Annotated in this window: 10 protein-coding genes; 9 read left to right on the top strand and 1 reads right to left on the bottom strand. The window is 66.1% G+C overall.

Annotated elements, in window-relative coordinates; all coding sequences use genetic code 11:
* Window positions 1-74 precede the first annotated feature (74 nt).
* The 6 genes from FPY90_RS17635 to FPY90_RS17610 all read left to right on the top strand — a co-directional run bounded on the left by FPY90_RS17635 (window position 75) and on the right by FPY90_RS17610 (window position 9,240).
* Window positions 75-1,565 (top strand): APC family permease, encoded by a 1,491-nt coding sequence (locus FPY90_RS17635; protein WP_071216035.1) that lies wholly within the window; start codon window positions 75-77, stop codon window positions 1,563-1,565.
* Window positions 1,566-1,718: 153 nt separating this feature from the next.
* Window positions 1,719-5,183, top strand: a complete 3,465-nt coding sequence (locus FPY90_RS17630) for a TM0106 family RecB-like putative nuclease (protein WP_498682463.1) — start codon at window positions 1,719-1,721, stop codon at window positions 5,181-5,183.
* Between the two features lie 88 nt (window positions 5,184-5,271).
* Entirely contained in the window at window positions 5,272-5,493 is a 222-nt protein-coding gene (locus FPY90_RS17625; protein ID WP_498682461.1) for a hypothetical protein, read from the top strand.
* A 48-nt stretch (window positions 5,494-5,541) separates the two neighbouring features.
* A complete protein-coding gene (locus FPY90_RS17620) occupies window positions 5,542-6,552 on the top strand; it encodes an aldo/keto reductase (protein WP_498682460.1) in 1,011 nt (336 codons plus the stop codon).
* Window positions 6,553-7,172: 620 nt separating this feature from the next.
* A complete protein-coding gene (locus tag FPY90_RS17615; RefSeq protein ID WP_498682459.1) occupies window positions 7,173-8,168 on the top strand; it encodes a hypothetical protein in 996 nt (331 codons plus the stop codon).
* Window positions 8,169-8,358: 190 nt separating this feature from the next.
* Window positions 8,359-9,240, top strand: coding sequence for a hypothetical protein (locus FPY90_RS17610; RefSeq protein WP_139194938.1), 882 nt, complete (start codon window positions 8,359-8,361; stop codon window positions 9,238-9,240).
* Between the two features lie 9 nt (window positions 9,241-9,249).
* Here the strand turns inward: FPY90_RS17610 and FPY90_RS17605 are convergent, their stop codons facing one another.
* Window positions 9,250-10,557 carry a polysaccharide deacetylase family protein gene (locus FPY90_RS17605; protein ID WP_307577573.1) on the bottom strand — a complete coding sequence of 436 codons (1,308 nt, stop codon included), beginning with the start codon at window positions 10,555-10,557 and terminating at the stop codon, window positions 9,250-9,252.
* Between the two features lie 160 nt (window positions 10,558-10,717).
* Between FPY90_RS17605 and FPY90_RS17600 the strand changes: the two genes are divergently transcribed.
* The 3 genes from FPY90_RS17600 to FPY90_RS17590 are packed head-to-tail and all read left to right on the top strand — an operon-like array spanning window position 10,718 to window position 16,151.
* Complete coding sequence (locus tag FPY90_RS17600) at window positions 10,718-12,175, top strand: DUF3375 domain-containing protein (RefSeq protein WP_071216043.1); 1,458 nt, start codon at window positions 10,718-10,720, stop codon at window positions 12,173-12,175.
* Window positions 12,172-12,831: a DUF4194 domain-containing protein gene (locus tag FPY90_RS17595; protein WP_307577571.1), complete on the top strand. Its 660-nt coding sequence runs from the start codon at window positions 12,172-12,174 to the stop codon at window positions 12,829-12,831. Before FPY90_RS17600 ends, FPY90_RS17595 begins: the two co-directional genes overlap by 4 nt.
* Window positions 12,828-16,151, top strand: a complete 3,324-nt coding sequence (locus FPY90_RS17590; RefSeq protein ID WP_498682455.1) for an ATP-binding protein — start codon at window positions 12,828-12,830, stop codon at window positions 16,149-16,151. Before FPY90_RS17595 ends, FPY90_RS17590 begins: the two co-directional genes overlap by 4 nt.
* Window positions 16,152-16,157 lie beyond the last annotated feature (6 nt).

Genomic DNA, 16,157 nt, shown 5'->3' with positions numbered 1-16,157 from the left:
GCGGGCTCCCGGTGCTACGCAGGCCATGGTCCACCGCCATATCCCACTCGCAGCCACCAAAGGTCCCACACGCCATGAGCAGCCAAAATATCGAAGACGGCAACCACCTCGCCGTCCTGGGATACGAGCAATCCTTTGATCGCTCGATGTCCCTCTGGGCGAACTTCGCCCTCGGCTTCACCTATCTCTCCCCCTTGGTCGGGGTCTACTCACTATTCGCCCTAGCCCTTTCCACTGGAGGTCCGCCCTCGGTATTTTGGATCCTCGTCGTGGCCGGCGGCCAGTTCCTGGTGTCCTTGGTCTTCGGCGAGGTCGTCTCCCAGTACCCGATCCATGGCGGCATCTACCCCTGGACCCGGCGTCTATGGGGACGGCGCTACGCCTGGATGGCCGCCTGGATCTACATCTGGGCGATGGTCGTCACCATCACCGCAGTTGCCCAGTTCGGCTCAGGATTCGTGGCCAGCACCTTCGGGGCGGAATTGAACCGAGGAACCACACTGGCGTTCTCCGTCGCGCTGCTCCTGATCGCCCTGGTACTCAACTTCACCGGCACCAAAACCCTGGCCCGGGTGGCCCGCATCGGCCTGGCGGCCGAACTCATCGGCGTGATCGCCGTGGGACTCTACCTGCTCATCTTCGCCCGCAAGCAGCCCTTCAGCATCTTCATTGATTCGATGGGGGTAGAGGGCAGCGGCAGCTACTCTGCGGCTTTCATGGGCGCGGCCTTGGCCGGGCTGTTCCTCTTCTACGGCTTCGAAGCCTGCGGCGACGTGGCCGAGGAAGTCAGCAACCCGGCACGCCGCATTCCCACCGCCATGATGATGACCATCCTGGTCGGCGGCATCTCCGCCCTGCTCTCCTTCGGCGGCTACGTGCTAGCAGCCCCGGACCTGCAGTCGATCGTCAACGGCGAGGACACCGATCCCATCCCGGCCATCCTGGAGTCTTCCCTCGGCCCGGTGGGAGCAAAGATTTTCCTGCTCGTCGCACTGACCGCGTTCTTGTCTTGCGTGCTCTCCCTGCAGGCGGCCGCTTCACGGCTGATGTATTCGTTCGCCCGAGACGGCATGGTTCCCGGCCACCGATGGCTGGCGCGGGTCTCGCCAACCACCAAGGTGCCCACCAACGCACTTATCGTGGCCTGCTCCATCCCGTTGCTGATCTGCGTCATGATCTACTTCGGTCCCGAGTCCCTGCTGACCCAGGTAACGAGCTTCGCCATCCTCGGTATCTACGTCTCCTTCCAGGCCGTGGTCCTGGCCGCGCTGCGCCAACGCCTCAAGGGCTGGAAGCCAGCCGGGCCCTTCAGCCTGGGAGCAGCAGGTCTCGTGATCAATGTTCTTGCCCTGGTCTACGGTGTCTTTGCCATGGTGCTGCTGGCCAGGCCCGGGGCCACCGGTGACTTTGTCGCCGACTGGATTGTGCTGATCGGACTGGCTGTCGTTGCCGGATCCGGCGCCCTGTACCTCTTTGTTGCCCAGCCTGACAAGAAATCCGACGCCCCCAGCGGGGACGCAATCGAGGTCGCCCAAAAGCTGCGTTCTGCCCAGCCCGTCCGCTGACCTGTGCCCAGGTGGAAAGTCCCGGCGTGCACCGCATGCCGGGGCTTTCCGCCTCGCTGCACCAGTACCTGGAACCGTCACTGGAATCCAATATGTCGGCGCCTCAGTGCTAGCTTCGAAGCTACGACACTTCGCCAAAGGAGCACCGTCCCCGTGTTTTTCCTCGATCAGGACTTGATCTATTCCGCATCCGACCTCGTGGTGGCGGCCGGCTGCGAGTTCGCTTCCCTGAGCAAGCTCGACGAACGCCTGGGACGCAGCGCCAAGGCCGACTTCGGCCCCGACGAAATGCTCGAACGCACCGCGGTGCTCGGTGATGCCCACGAACACAAGGTGCTCGAGGAACTGCGCGCGCAATTCGGCGACCACGACCCCGCCACCGGTCGGGGCGTCAAGATGCTCGCCGCCGGGGTCCGCGGGGACCGCGCCTCCCTGGTGGCCGCCCACGAGGAAACCCACCAGGCGCTGCTCAACGGTGCCGACGTGGTCTTCCAGGCAACCTTCTTCGACGGGGAATTCGTGGGCTTTGCCGACTTCCTCATCCGCGAGGCCGACGGCTCCTACGCGGTGTGGGACACCAAGCTGGCCCGCCACGCCCGCGTCACCGCCCTGCTGCAGCTGGCCGCCTACGGCGACCAGCTCATCGGCGCCGGGATCCCGGTGGCCGGGCAGACCACCCTGGTGCTCGGGGACAAGACCCACTCGGTGCACCAGATGCACGAACTGCTGCCGGTGTTCAGGGACCGCCGCGCCCGCTTCAAGGCCCTCACCGCCGCCCACCGCGCCGGAGACGACCCGGTCGCCTGGGGCCAGGACGGCATCGGGGCCTGCGGCCGCTGCGACTACTGCGCCGCCCAGGTCGCGGCCCACCGCGACCTGCTGCTGGTCGCCGGCATGAGCTCCACCCGGCGCAAGAAGCTCCTCGAGGCGGGCATCACCACCATCGACGAGCTCGCCGCCTCCAACACCAAGGCCCGGGATCCGCACCACAAGCTCGCCGAACAAGCCCGCATGCAGGTCGGGCTCGGCGCCACCGACGGAACCATCGGCGGGGTCGCCTACAAGATCAACGCCAACCAAACCATTTCCCGGCTCCCGGAAGCCGATCCCGGGGACATCTTCTTCGACTTCGAGGGCGACCCGCTCTGGCAGGACCCCTTCGACGAATCCTGGGGACTGGAATACCTCTTCGGCGTCATCGAGATCGACACCGCCGAACCGGTCTTCAAGCCCTTCTGGGCCCACTCGCGGGCCGGCGAGCGCAAGGCCTTCACCGACTTCGTCGCCTACGTCGAGGCCCGGCGCGCGATCTTCCCGAAGATGAAGATCTACCACTACGCGCCCTACGAGAAGAGCGCACTGCGGAACCTCTCGCTGCGCCACGTGGTTGCCGAGGACACCATCGATGCGTGGCTGCGCGAGGGACTGCTGGTGGACCTCTACGACACGGTCCGCCACTCCCTGCTGATCTCCGAACGCTCCTACTCCATCAAGAAGCTCGAGCCGCTGTACATGGGCGAGCACCTGCGCGGCGGGGACGTCAAGGACGCCGGAGCCTCCGTGGTCGCCTACGCCAAGTACTGCGAGCAGCTCGAGGTTGATGAGGCAGCCGCCGCACGGATCCTGGAATCCATCCGCGACTACAACGAATACGACTGCCTCTCCACGCTGCGGCTGCGCGACTGGCTGCTCGGCCTGGTCCCGCACCAACCGCACACGCAATGGGTGGACGAGGCGGCCCTGCCCGGCGTCGATGACGTCGAGCCCAGCGCGGAGGAAATCGCGCTGCGCGAATACCTCGAATCCCTGCCCGCGGACCGCGCCCTGAGCAACGACGAGCGGGCCATCGCCATGGTCGCCGCCGCCACCGGCTACCACCGCCGCGAGGCCAAGCAATTCTGGTGGGAGCATTTCGACCGCCTCGACCAACCCTTCGACGCGTGGGCCGACACCCGCAACGTGTTCCTGGTCGATGACGCCCAGGTGGTTGAGGACTGGCACAAGGCCACCGCCCGCGCCCAGGTGGAAACCCGCGTCACCGAGCTGACCGGCACCATGGCCGAGGGCTCGGACTTCAAGGTCGGCAGCTCCTGGTTTGCCATGTATTCCGCTCCCCTGCCGCCGGAACTGGAACCCAGCAACGCGCAGCGGGCCGGGCTGTTCAATGCCGTGGTGCGGGAAAACGAGGACCGCTTCGTCGTTGCGGAGAAGTCAAGCAAGAAGGTGGCCCCCTTCGGGACGCTGCCGGTGGCGCTGACCCCCGACCAGCCCATCAACACCGCCTCGCTGCGCGAGGCCCTGGCGGAGCTCGCGCGCACCGTGGGCGGCGCCCTGCCCTCGATGCCCAGGCACCCGGGCATCGACATCCTGCGCAAGTCCCCCCCGCGCTTCAAGACCCTTTCCGCCCCGCCGGCCCCTGCGCTGGCCAACGGGCAACGCAACGTCGTCGGCGCCATCGTCGAGGCCCTGAACGACCTGGACCATTCCTACCTCGCGGTCCAGGGACCTCCCGGGACGGGCAAGACCTTCGTGGCCTCCCACGTCATTGCCGCCCTGGTGAAACAGGGTTGGAAGGTCGGGGTCGTGGCCCAGTCCCACGCGGTCATCGACAACGTGCTCACCAAGGCCATCACCGGCGCCGGGGTGCACCCCGAGCAGGTCGCCAAGAAGCTGAAGGCCGGGGACAAGACCGAGGTCCCGTGGGCCGGCACCACCGACGACGCGGTGGAGGAACTGCTGAATTCCGAGGAGGGCGCGCTGATCGGCGGCACCGCCTGGACCATGACCGGCAAGCGGGTCCCGGAGGGCTCCCTTGACCTGCTGGTCATCGACGAGGCCGGACAGTATTCGCTGGCCAACACCCTGGCGGTCTCCCGCGCCGCAACCCGCCTGCTGCTGCTGGGCGACCCGCAGCAGTTGCCGCAGGTCACCCAGGGCTCGCACCCGCAGCCGGTGGACGAATCCGCGCTGGGCTGGCTCAGCGCCGGGCACCCCACGCTGCCCGAGGAACTGGGCTACTTCCTGGCCGACTCCTGGCGCATGCACCCCGAGCTCTGTGCCAAGGTCTCGGCCCTGAGCTATTCCTCCAAGCTGCATTCGGCCCCCGCGGCCGCCAAGCGCTCGCTGTCCCACGTGCCTGCCGGGGTTTCCACCGTCTTCGTGGAGCACCGGGGAAACACCACCCAGGCGGTGGAGGAGGCGCACGAGGTCATCAACCAGGTCCGCGCCCACATGGGGCTTTCCTGGATCGGGGACGAAGGCAAGGAACCCCGGCCGCTGCTGGCCGAGGACGTGCTGGTGGTCGCCGCCTACAACGCCCAGGTCAACCTGCTGCGCACCGAACTCGACGACGCCGGGTTGGCGGATGTGAAGGTCGGCACCGTGGACAAGTTCCAGGGCCAGGAGGCACCGGTGGTGATCGTGTCCATGGCATGTTCCTCGGCCGACGACGCGGCCCGCGGCATCGACTTTTTGCTGAACCGCAACCGGATCAACGTGGCGGTCTCGCGCGGGCAATGGCGCGCCGTGATCGTGCGCTCCCCCGCGCTCACCCACTTCCTGCCCGGCACCCCCGCCGCCTTCGCCCAGCTCGGCGCATTCCTGGCCCTGGGGTCCTAGAAGCCGTCCGCCCGTCCGACCCCGTGGTGCCCCGTCGAATTCATGCCCCCGTCGCCTTTGCGCCATCTTCCCGGGGGAAGGTGGGGGCATGATAATTGCCGATTCCGCGCCGCACAGCCGTTTCTTCACCACCAACCCCATCGCCGGCAGGGCCCTGGCCGCCGAGCTGCACCGCAAGTCCCCGGCCTGGGACCTTGCGGGTTTCCGGTTACCCTGCACCGATCTGGGGCCCGTGCCCAACCGGAAGCATGCCGGTGATCCGGAGCCGGTCGCTGCGGGCACCGGAAGCACGGTTTCCGTGACGCCGTGAGGCGGCAAATTCCCCGCCGGCCCGTGCCCGCGTGCTAGAAATGAAGTCATGACAACGCGCGCACTGGCCGGAAAAAACGTCAACCCCCTGGGTTTTGGCGCCATGAACATCACCCATGGCTACTCCAACTTCCCCACCGACGACGAGGCCGGGCGGCTGCTGCACGAGGTGCTGGATGCCGGGGTCGACCACCTGGACACCGCCACCCTCTACGGCGGGCACCGCAGCGAAAACCTCATCGGGCAGCACCTGAAAAAGCGCCGCGACGAATACTTCCTCGCGTCCAAGGGCGGCCTGTCCCTGGTCGAGGGCCGCGGGAAGATCGACGGGCGGCCCGACACCCTGCGGGCCCAGGTGGATGCGTCCCTGCAGCGGCTGCAGACCGAGCACATCGACCTCTACTACCTGCACCGACTGGACCCCGCCGTCCCGGTCCAGGAGTCGGTCGGCGCGTTGGCCGAGGCCGTGGCGGCCGGAAAGATCGGCGGCATCGGGCTCTCGGAGATCTCGGCCGCGACCCTGCGCGCCGCCCAGGCGGTGCACCCGATCGCCGCGGTGCAAACCGAATACTCGCTGGCCACCCGGAATCCCGAACTGGGGACCCTCCAGGCCTGCGCGGAGCTGGGCACCGCGTTCGTGGCCTTCTCGCCGCTGTGCCGGGGATACCTCTCGGGCAACCTGCGCGAGACCGCCTCGCTTCCGGCCGGGGACATGCGCCACTCCATGCCGCGCTTCGAGGCGCAGAACTATGCGCACAACCTCGAACTGGTCGACCGGCTGGTCCTGCTGGCGACCCGGCTGGGCACCACCGCCGCCGCACTGTCCCTGGCCTGGGTGCTGACGCAGGGCGATCACGTCCATGCCATTCCCGGCACCACACGCGGCGACCACCTGGCCGAGAACCTCGGGGCGCTGTCGCTGTCGCTGGCCCCCGCGGAGCTTGCCGAGGCCGGGGAGATCATCAACCAGTCCACGATCGCCGGGGACCGCTACAACGTCCACCAGCAGAAGACCATCGACACCGAGGAATTTGCGCCGGTCCAACAGGGAAAATACTGAACCGCCGTAAAGCGTTGGGGAGCACCTCCGGGGTTCCCACAGTCCGTGGATCTGAAATATTCGGTCCACCTTTCGGGGATCGGTTCCCATTCCGTCGTCCAGGGGTCCCGCGTATTCGAAGACGCCACCGCTAAAGCCAGAGAGCCCCCTTTGCGGCTAAAATGTCGCACCGGGCGCCGTCGTCCACACGGAAGGTTGGATGGGCTACGCGAAGCATCCCAGAAAGGGTTTCGACCGCCGACCACGCCCCTGGTCCATGATCCCATCAGCAACTTCGAGTCTTGCCTGCGATGCACCCACCGTGCCGACAGCACCGGGCAACTACGGGTCAAACGGGTCGGGTTCACCTTCCGCTACCCCCATGCGGCACACCCTTGGTTACGTTTCCTCGGCTGCTTGGCCTGGAATCGCATCACGAACCAGCCCGTCTGCGCCAGCTCACCAACGAAAGGCCAAGGAGCTGCCAAAGGCAATTCGGGCTAACCGGCCATGTGCTGCTCAGGTATTCTCAAAGCAACACATGATCGGGATCACTGCAGGCGTAAGTCCCTCGGATAGACTAGGAATAATTCGCGGTCTCACCAGATGCTTCAGACCGCATTAAATCTTGGGGGATACATATGGGCAGACTCAGCACGCGCCCGAAAATGACCATGTGGGCGGGTATGGCGATTTCGGCAGCCCTGCTGCTCACCGGGTGCGGCCAGGCGGCTACGTCGCCAGGAACCACGGTGCCGCCATCGGCGGCACCGGCGTCCGTGACAGAAGCTTCGAGCAGGCCGTCGACTCCAGAGGCGATAGAGAGCAGTCCACCCAGCCCCACCAAGGCGACGCTGGAAACGCACAAGATCGCCAACGCCCACTTCCAGATAACGATGCCTTCAGACTGGAAGCTCGAGAAGCTCACCAATGTTGCCGCCCAGGTTCACAAGGACAGTACCGCAAGCTTCAAGATCGTTGCAGCCGACGGCCGACAGCTTGCGGAGATCCGCACCGGTGGTGAAGAAATCTGGGACATCGTCCCCTTGGCCGGACTGGCAAAGAATACGGTTTTCGATTCAGCGGGTGATGGCGAGTTCGGGGGCCTGAACTATGAATTCCTTTCCTACGATGGCCAGGCGGACCAGGCAGAAATGATGCTCACGGCGCTTGATAGCGATTCTGCCGAGACCTGGGGAGACAGGCTCGAAAGTCTCATTTACGCCGGCGGTTCGGGCGAGTTCAGCGCCGCACTGACCAGTAAGTCTGTGCTTCCCGGCGTAGCCGATTCGGTGAAGGGCGCCGAGCGCTTCAAGGCGTATGCCAAGACGGAGGAGTACTCCCAGCTCAAGAAGGCAATGCTCTCGTTCAAGCAGCTCAAGGACGTAGTTCCGGCCGGCTCGGAATCAGCAACTACTGGCCGATGCGCCGGTGCCAAGTTCACCTACGAGCTGGGCGACTCGGGGCTCTCCTGCGATGAGGCCAAGACCTTGTTGACGCGGCTGCTCAAGCAACCCATCCACACCGGCGCGGTGGAACTCACGGGGGTCGGCGCCTGCATGTTGCCCGGTCCTACCCAGCCTGGGCACTGCAACGTCGAAAGCACTGGCGGCACCTTTGAATTCTCGATGAGGTAACCCCTCGCTGCCATCCAAAAGCACCCGTGGAGCACTCGTCACGGACGCTTTTGGATGGCAGTCGTGCGAGTGCCTCCACTGCAAGTGGATCAGGGTCGGTTGAACCAAGCCGTACCTCGACGATGGATAGCGTCCTATTTCTCAAATAATTTAGCTGACCCGCATTTATTGAATCAACGCAGCATCGTCATTGAAAGGCATCACTTTGAAAACACCTCGTATCCTGCCCATCCTGGCTCTTTCTTTTGCCGGCACCATGCTTTTCGCTGGCTGTGCTGCCACCGGGGCTGCAACGCCAGAGGAATCCCCAACAACTTCAGCCTCAGCATCCGAGAAGGTGCCCACCCCGATCGAGCTTGTGCAGAAGACCGACCCTGACAACCTTGGTGAGGGCCTGGTCTACACCAAGATTTCGAAGAATAAAGCGGGCCAGTACGTTGAACTGGGTGCCGACAAGGAGTCGGACTTCGCAACATTCGACCCCACTCTGTGGACGAGCACCGGCAAATCATGGACTGAAGCTGACATGGCCAAGGCACAGCTCACGGCAGTGGACTTCGTGTTCGTTGACATCCTTTCGGGCCCTGCCATCGGTGGAAACAAGGAGGATATTGCAGCTCAAATGGAAGGCTTCAGCAAGCGGCTTACTAAGTCGGATCAGGACCGGGGTGGTGCCAAGGAGTGGGCATCACTTTTTGACGGTCCAGTGAGCGAAAACGGACTCGTTGTATGGGCTGAGCCATCTTTGAACTACTTCTCCGGATACGAGATTTACCAGGCGAAGGACTCCAGCCGCTTCCTCAACCCGACGGTTAAGTTGACCTCAGCCAACTCGTACGACAAAGGCGACTTCCTCGATTCGTCCAAGTCCGAAACCGAGATTGATGGTGCCACCGTCACTGTCGAGGCCTACGTCGATTTGAAGCTCACCAAAGACAAGACTTCTTATTCCAAGCCGGTGCAGGTTACTTACGATGTGTTTTTCATGAAGGATAAGGGCGTGATCGGTGTCCACGGTGCCTCCCTTACGAGTGGCCCCACAGAAAACGAGCCAATGACAGCAAACTTCTAGCCCCGGCGGCTACTTCGATGTGGGCCGGTCGGGGTCGATGACGTCCTTGACGTCGAAGAAGTGCTTCAGCACGGGCCGGTCCCCGCGGTGTTCCTTGGCGAATTGCAGCCCGTCGATGTTGATGCGCGCCTGGCGCAGGTAGCCATCGCCCTTCTGCATCCAGGCCGGGGTGGTCCCGTCGACGCCGTAGAAGAAGTCGAACCCGTCCTTCTTGAGCATGTCGTACTTCGTGCCCTTGTACTTCGGGACCCCGGAGATATCGGCACCGAAGGGGTAGATGAACTGGTCGGTGTCCCCGAGGATGGGGCGCACCTCTTCATCCCACAGCAACAGGTCGTGCTTGATCCGCCGGATCGAGCTTGTGGTCATGTTGATGTGTCCCCAGGCGTGCGAGGCAAAGACCCACCCGTCCTTTTTCAGCGCGGTGGCGACCTCGGTGGCCGTGGCGATGTCCGCATCCAGGGACTTCGAATCCGGGTACTCGCTCTTCGAGGTGCGGTAGCCCAGCACGCCGTTGTAGCCGGTCAAGGCGAGGATGCCCTTGGCCCCGCGGTAGGAAAAGTCAGGGTGCTTCTGAACGAACTCGTCAACCACCGGGGGCATGTCGTAGGCGCCGAGGTGCTTCTTGCCCGCCGCATCCACGTATTCGTTCGTGACCTTGCCGTCGTCATCGATCAGCAGCTTAGAGGCGAACCCGTCACCCTTCATGTATTCGTAGTAGCTGACGTCGTCCTCGGAGAGCACCAGCGGCTTCTTGCCCTTGGGCAGGTGGATGTCCCTGTACTTCATCTTCCCGTTGGCATCCAGGGACGCGATGTCCGCCGGGTTCACCAAGACGTAGTCGCGTGCGTAGAGCTCCGCGAGGATCTTCTTGAATTCGTCCAGGGTGACCATGTAGTCGAGGTAGCCCTGCTCCTTGGAATCCCCGTCGAAGGCCCGCTTGGTGTCAACCACCAGGGAGTGGACGAAGAGGTGGGAGATCTTCGAGTTGTCTTCCCACACCACAGTCTTGGCTGCGGCGGCCTCGATGTCCGCCAGTGCCGCCTCGGCCTCGGCCCCCTCCAACCCGGCCAGCGCCTTTTTCGCCGCCGCATAGTCGTAGCCGGCGGCCAGGGCCTTGGCCTGCTCGATCCGTTCGGCCTCGGTGGGCCCCTCGGCGTGTTCGCTGGGGGAAACCAATGATTGCGGGGCAGAGCCCACGGACGTGGGGTCGTACTGGCTCGGGGGCATGTAGGGCGGGGTGGTGCACCCCGCCAGGACCAGCCCCGAGGCAGTCAAGAGGGCCGCGGCTGCGGCCAGGCGTATCCGAAGTTTCATGGCGTGCCCCTCACTTTTCGTCCCGGTGCGGGGATGGACAGTCCCTCGCGCCTCGGGTCACCGGTGTGGTTCAAACGACCTTACCCAGATTGGGGGCAACCTTAAACGGGCGCGCCGATGGACTAGGATTGTTTGGTCAATCCCCAGCAAAAGGACCGTGATGCGACCTACCCACCAGGCGAGCCCGCTGTGGAGTCAGACGCAACAATTCAGGTCGTCCGCCGCCTGGAAATTGCTCTCCACCGCACCCTGGGCCGTGGCCTTCCTGCGCGCCGAATTCACCAGCGCCAAGCCCCGCGTCGGGCTGGAGGTCTTCCATGCCTCCCTCGAATCCTTCCTCAAGGTCGTGCGTTCCGAGGACCCGGCCTTCAACGACTCGATGACCGCCGCCCAATACGCCGATGCCTGGGTGCGCAACCAGTTCCTGGCCCGCCCGCTGGTCGACGGGCACTTCGTCTACGAACCGACAGCGCAGACCGCCCGCGTGCTGAAGTTCCTCTCGGACTTCTCCGGGGACCGCACCAACCTGAACTCCTCCCGGTTGAACACCCTGCTCACGTCCCTCGAATCCCTGGCCCACGAGACCGACCCGGACCCGGCCGCGCGCATCCGCGCGCTGGAGGCGGAGATCGCGCAGCGCCAGGAGAAGATCGCCTCGCTGCGCGACGGCACCACCCCGGCGGTGCTGCCCCGGGAGGGCGCACTGGCCGCGACCCGCTCGGTGCTCGACATGGCTTCCGGGCTGCCGGCCGATTTCAAGCGCATGCGCGACGGGGTCCAGGAGATGCTCCACGCGCTGCGCGGGGAAATCATGGAATCCTCCTCCGTGAAAGGCGTCGCGGTCGGCGCGGTGCTCGAGGGCGACAAGCAGCTGCGCAGCACCCCGCAGGGCGAAACCTTCCGCGGCTTCACCGAGTTCCTGAACTCCCCCGAGGCGCAGGCGCGCTTCCGCGAGGCCGTCAACGAGGTGCTCGAACGCGACTTCGTCGACGCGCTGGACGCGCAGGAACGCCACACCCTGGCCAACATGCTGCGCGAGCTGCGCCGCCAGGCCTCCGAGGTCCACCAGTCCTACGGCCGGCTCTCCGAGTCCTTGCACGCCTACGTGCAATCGGCCGAGTTCAAGGAGGCGGCGATCCTGCGCGAGGCCGTGCGGGCCGCGGAGATCGCGGTGTCCTCCTCCCGCGTGCTGCACTCGCGCACGCCGGTGGCCCCGATCCGGCTCTATGCCCCGCGCTTCACCTCCATTGCCGCGCTGGGCATCTACGACCCGGACGAACATGTCGCCCCGCCCAAGCTGGCTGCCCCGCCGCCGCTCTCGGTCGCCGACATCCGCCGCACCCCCTCCACCCCCGCCCCGGACATCCCGGCGCTGCACCAGGCGATTGCTTCCTCCCGGGCCAAGGCCGGCGGTTCCGTGGGGTTGCGGGACACGTACGAGACGCTGTCCGCGGAACACCGGCACCTGAACACCATCAGGTACCTGATCGAGACGGCTCGCAACGGCGGGGATTCGATCGACGAATCCTCCCTCGAGGAAATCAGCTTCATCCAGGTCAACGGCGCCACACGCACCGCGTTGGTGCCGTCCATGAGCTTTACGAAGGATCCCGCATGAGCAGCACACTTCCATCCGGCGCCGTCGATGAACGCCGCCTCTTCACCGGCGACACGGGTTCCTTCGAACTGCCGCTGCGCCAGCTGCTGGTGCGCCTGCTGCGCGGTCCCTACCTGGACGGGGTCGCCGACCCGCGGCTCTGGCAGCTGCTGCTGGACCGGCGGGCCGACATCGCAGCCTACGTCGCGGAGATCTTCCTGGTGCTCGAGGTCGATGCCAACCGCAAGATCGCGCTGCTGGCCCCGGTGGACCTGGAGGCCGCGCACACCACCGCGATCGCCCCGCGCCGGGCCCTGAAGCGCGAGGAAACGCTGCTGGCCCTGCGCCTGCGCCTGCTGCTGGAACGCCACGCGGGATCCGGGACCGACGCCGTGATCACCCGCGCGGCCGCCCGCGAAATCCTGCTCGAGCACCGTGTGCCCGGGGACACCGATGACAAGAAACTCGAGGAGAACACCGATGCGGCCCTGACCCGGCTGCTGAACCTCAAGCTCATCCTGCCCACCGAGCTGGCCGACGAGTACAAGGTCTCCGGTGCGCTGGCCCTGGCCCTGCCCTTTGCCGCGATCGAGGAAATCCCCGACTACATCAAGGCCATCGAGCGCGTGGGCACCGATGACACCGACGAATTCGAGCTGGAGACAGAAGAGCCATGAGCATTGAAATGACCCTCCCGCTCTCCGATGCGTTGAACCCCGGACAGCACCGACTCACCCAGATCCAGGTCATCAACTGGGGCACCTTCCACGGCCGGCACACCCTGTACGTGGACCGCGCCGGAACGCTGCTCACCGGGCACCCCGGCGTGGGCAAGTCGACCCTGTTCGACGGCATCGGGCACATCTTCCATGCCGCCCCGCGGCTCAACGAATCCGCGCACGAGGCCTCAACCCGCAAGGACCGCCGCACCACCTACTCGTACATGCGCGGGCGCCGCTTCAAGACCGAGGCCGGGACCCTGTACCAGCGCCCCGGCGCCACCTGGAGCGCCCTGGCCCTGGTGTACGAGGACGGACTGGGCTCGAACGTGTGCATCGGCGCGATCTTCGACCTGCCCGCCAACGGCCTCGAGGGCCAGGTCGGCAAGCACTACGTGATGGGCGACCGGGTGCTGGACACCGCGGCGCTGGAGGAGCACGGGGCACGGCGCTTCACCCCGTCCTCGCTGCAGAAGTCGCTGCCCGGCTTCGAGGCCTTCGACGTGCACCGCGCCTTCGCCGAGAAGTTCCGCCGCCGCCTGGGCATCGACAACGACAAGGCGTTCTCGCTGCTGCGCACGCTGCAGAACGGCAAGGGACTGGACAAGGGCGTGAACCAGTTCTTCCGCTACGAGGTGCTGGAAATCCCCGCGACCATCAAGGCCGCCGCCGGGGCCATCGAGGACTTCTCCCACCTGCGCGGCATCCACCGCCAGCTCGAGGAGGCCCGCGCCCAGCGCGACGCCCTGGCCTCGGTGCCCGAGCAGAAGCTGCGGCACGACGAGCTGAACGCCGAGCTGGCCACGCTCAACGCCCTGGTTTCCACGCAATTGCCGGCCTACGGGGCGCAACTGGCGACCCGCGCCCTGCAGGGCGAGACCGGAACCCTCACCGCGGCGGTCGAGGCCAACTCCGCGCTGATCGAGGAGAGCGCCGCCCGCAAGGAGACGCTGGAGGCCAAGGTCTCCTCGCTGAACGAGCAGCACGAGGCCGGAGGCGGCGCCGGGCTGGCACTGCTGGAGCGCGAAGCGCAGGCCGCCCGCAGAAACCTGGCCGACCGCGAGGCCGTGCTGTCCACGCTGCGCGAAAACTTCGAGGCCGTGGGGCTGAACTTCACCTTCACCGCCTCCGGGCTGCAGGCCATGCGCCGGCAGGCCGCGGTCAGCGCCGAGAACCTGGCCTCCATCGCCAAGGACGCGCGCACCATGGAGTACGAGGCCATGGCCTCGGTCATGAACCTCAAGGACCGCGCCAAGAAGCTGCGGCTCCAGATCGACTCCTACGCCAAGCGCGGCTCCAACATCGACGACCGGTCGATCGCCGCCCGCCGCGCCATCGCCGCGTCCACCAACCTGGACCTCGAGGACCTGCCCTTCGCCGGGGAACTGATCGACCTGTCCCCCTCCCACGGCCAATGGCGTCCCTCCGCCGAAAAGGCGCTGCGCTCCCTGGCCACCACGCTTCTGGTGAAGGGCGAGGACATCAAGTCGGTCACCCGGGCCATCGACTCGCTCTCCGGATTGGGCCGGATCCGCTGGATGGACATCTCCAAGACCCCGCGCGAGGTCGTCTCCGGCCCCGGGGACCTGGTGGGCAAGCTCGACTTCAAGCACTCGGAGGCAGGCATCTGGCTGCGCGCGAAGATCGCCGCCGACTACCCGCTGGCCTGCGTCGAATCCGATGCCGGCCTGCACATCCACGACAAGGCCATCTCCCTGGCCGGCACCATCAAGACCGGGTCGGGCACCTTCGAGCGCGACACCCGCGGCGTGGCGGCCTCCGACTACCTGCTGGGCTTCACCAACGCGGAGAAGATCTCCGAGCTGGAAACCAAGCTGGCCGCCCTCGAGGCGGAGACCACCCGCGCCGCCGCGGTGGCCGATGACCGCTCCGCGGCCAAGGACCAGCTCGCCGCCAAGCTGGCCCTGCTCGGCTCCCTGGCCGGGGACGACCGCTCCTTCGCTTCCCTGGACGCCTCCGGCGCGCTGAACACGCTGCAGGACCTGGAGGCCCGCATGGCCGAAGCGCTGTCCAAATCCGGGGACCTGTCGCATGTGCGCCGCTCGCTGGAGGCGGCACGTGCCGAACTCGAGGAATGCGTGGGCACCCTGGCGGTGGCCCGCGCCGAGGCAACCACGCTCGCATCCGCCCTGGACAGGGCGCAGAACGCGTTGCGCGCCGCATCGGTGCGCGAGACCACCACCGAGGCCTGGGCCGTCGAGAAGCTGGCCGCCAGCGAGCAGCTGGCCCCGCTCATCAAGCGCCTGGACGAGGGGGCCGCGATGTCCACCACCGAGCTGGAGGCCGCGCTGAACGCGCTGGCCCTGGCCCTGTCCGAGTCGGGGGCCGAGCTCAAGCGCGAGGCCTACACGCTCGAGGCCTCGCTGAAGGACACCTTCAAGGCCTTCGCCCGCGAGTTCGGCAATTCCGCCGCAGCCTCCTACGGCACCTCGGTGGAGTCTGCCGAGCACTACGTCGCCCTGCACCAGGGCATCATCGAGCAGGGGCTGCCGCAGCACGAGGAGGAGTTCCGCGAGTACTTCTCCAACCGCTCCTACGAGCGTTTCTCGGACCTGTTGCAGCTGCTGGAGGAGGAACGCCGGTCGATTGCCGAACGCATCTCCCCGCTGAACCAGATCCTGGCCGACGTCACCTTCGAGCACGGGTCCAGGCTGGCCCTCGAAGTCGCCACGACGGTCCCCGACGAGGCGCGGGCCTTCCGCCAGGCGCTGAAGGAGGCGCTGGCCGGGGCGTACTCCTCCCGCGGCGCCGGGACCCTGAGCGAAAGCTACAAGGCGCTCGAGGCCCTGGTCGACGCGCTGGATGATTCCTCGCGCGCCGCCTGGCGCGACACCGTGCTGGACGTGCGCCAGCACGTGACCATCAGCTGCAACGAGCACAAGCCCAACGGCGAGGTCGAGACCGGGCTGGAGCCCGGAACGCTCTCCGGCGGCGAGGGCCAGCGCTTCACCTCCTTCATCATGGGCGCGGCTCTGGCCTACCAGCTGGGATTCGCCACCGCCGGGTTCACCGCCTACGGCACCGTGATGATCGACGAGGCTTTCATCCAGGCGAACTCCGAGTACGCGGCCGCCGGCATCAACGCGCTGCAGGAATTCGGCTTCCAGCTGCTGCTCGCGGCCCCGGAGGACAAGATCGACCTGTCCCGCCACCTGGGGTCGGTGTGCGACATCATCAAGCACCCCGAATCCAACGTCTCCGGATTCGTGGCCTCGGGCCGCTCCCCGGCCGTGGCCACGAGCATCATCTTGCGATAGCACCTC

The sequence above is a fragment of the Arthrobacter sp. C2 genome, assembly GCA_024207135.1.
In the GTDB taxonomy this organism is placed as follows: Bacteria; Actinomycetota; Actinomycetes; order Actinomycetales; family Micrococcaceae; genus Paeniglutamicibacter.
Note: the sequence above shows the minus strand (reverse complement) of the source record. Positions and strands in the feature narration are given on the sequence as shown.

Bases quoted from the DNA above. Each gene is read 5' to 3' on its own strand.
- FPY90_RS17620 (WP_498682460.1), top strand. From the start codon at position 5,542: ATGACAACGCGCGCACTGGCCGGAAAAAACGTCAACCCCCTGGGTTTT.
- FPY90_RS17590 (WP_498682455.1), top strand. From the start codon at position 12,828: ATGAGCATTGAAATGACCCTCCCGCTCTCCGATGCGTTGAACCCCGGA.
- FPY90_RS17625 (WP_498682461.1), top strand. From the start codon at position 5,272: ATGATAATTGCCGATTCCGCGCCGCACAGCCGTTTCTTCACCACCAAC.
- FPY90_RS17635 (WP_071216035.1), top strand. From the start codon at position 75: ATGAGCAGCCAAAATATCGAAGACGGCAACCACCTCGCCGTCCTGGGA.
- FPY90_RS17595 (WP_307577571.1), top strand. From the start codon at position 12,172: ATGAGCAGCACACTTCCATCCGGCGCCGTCGATGAACGCCGCCTCTTC.
- FPY90_RS17605 (WP_307577573.1), bottom strand. From the start codon at position 10,557: ATGAAACTTCGGATACGCCTGGCCGCAGCCGCGGCCCTCTTGACTGCC.
- FPY90_RS17600 (WP_071216043.1), top strand. From the start codon at position 10,718: ATGCGACCTACCCACCAGGCGAGCCCGCTGTGGAGTCAGACGCAACAA.
- FPY90_RS17615 (WP_498682459.1), top strand. From the start codon at position 7,173: ATGGGCAGACTCAGCACGCGCCCGAAAATGACCATGTGGGCGGGTATG.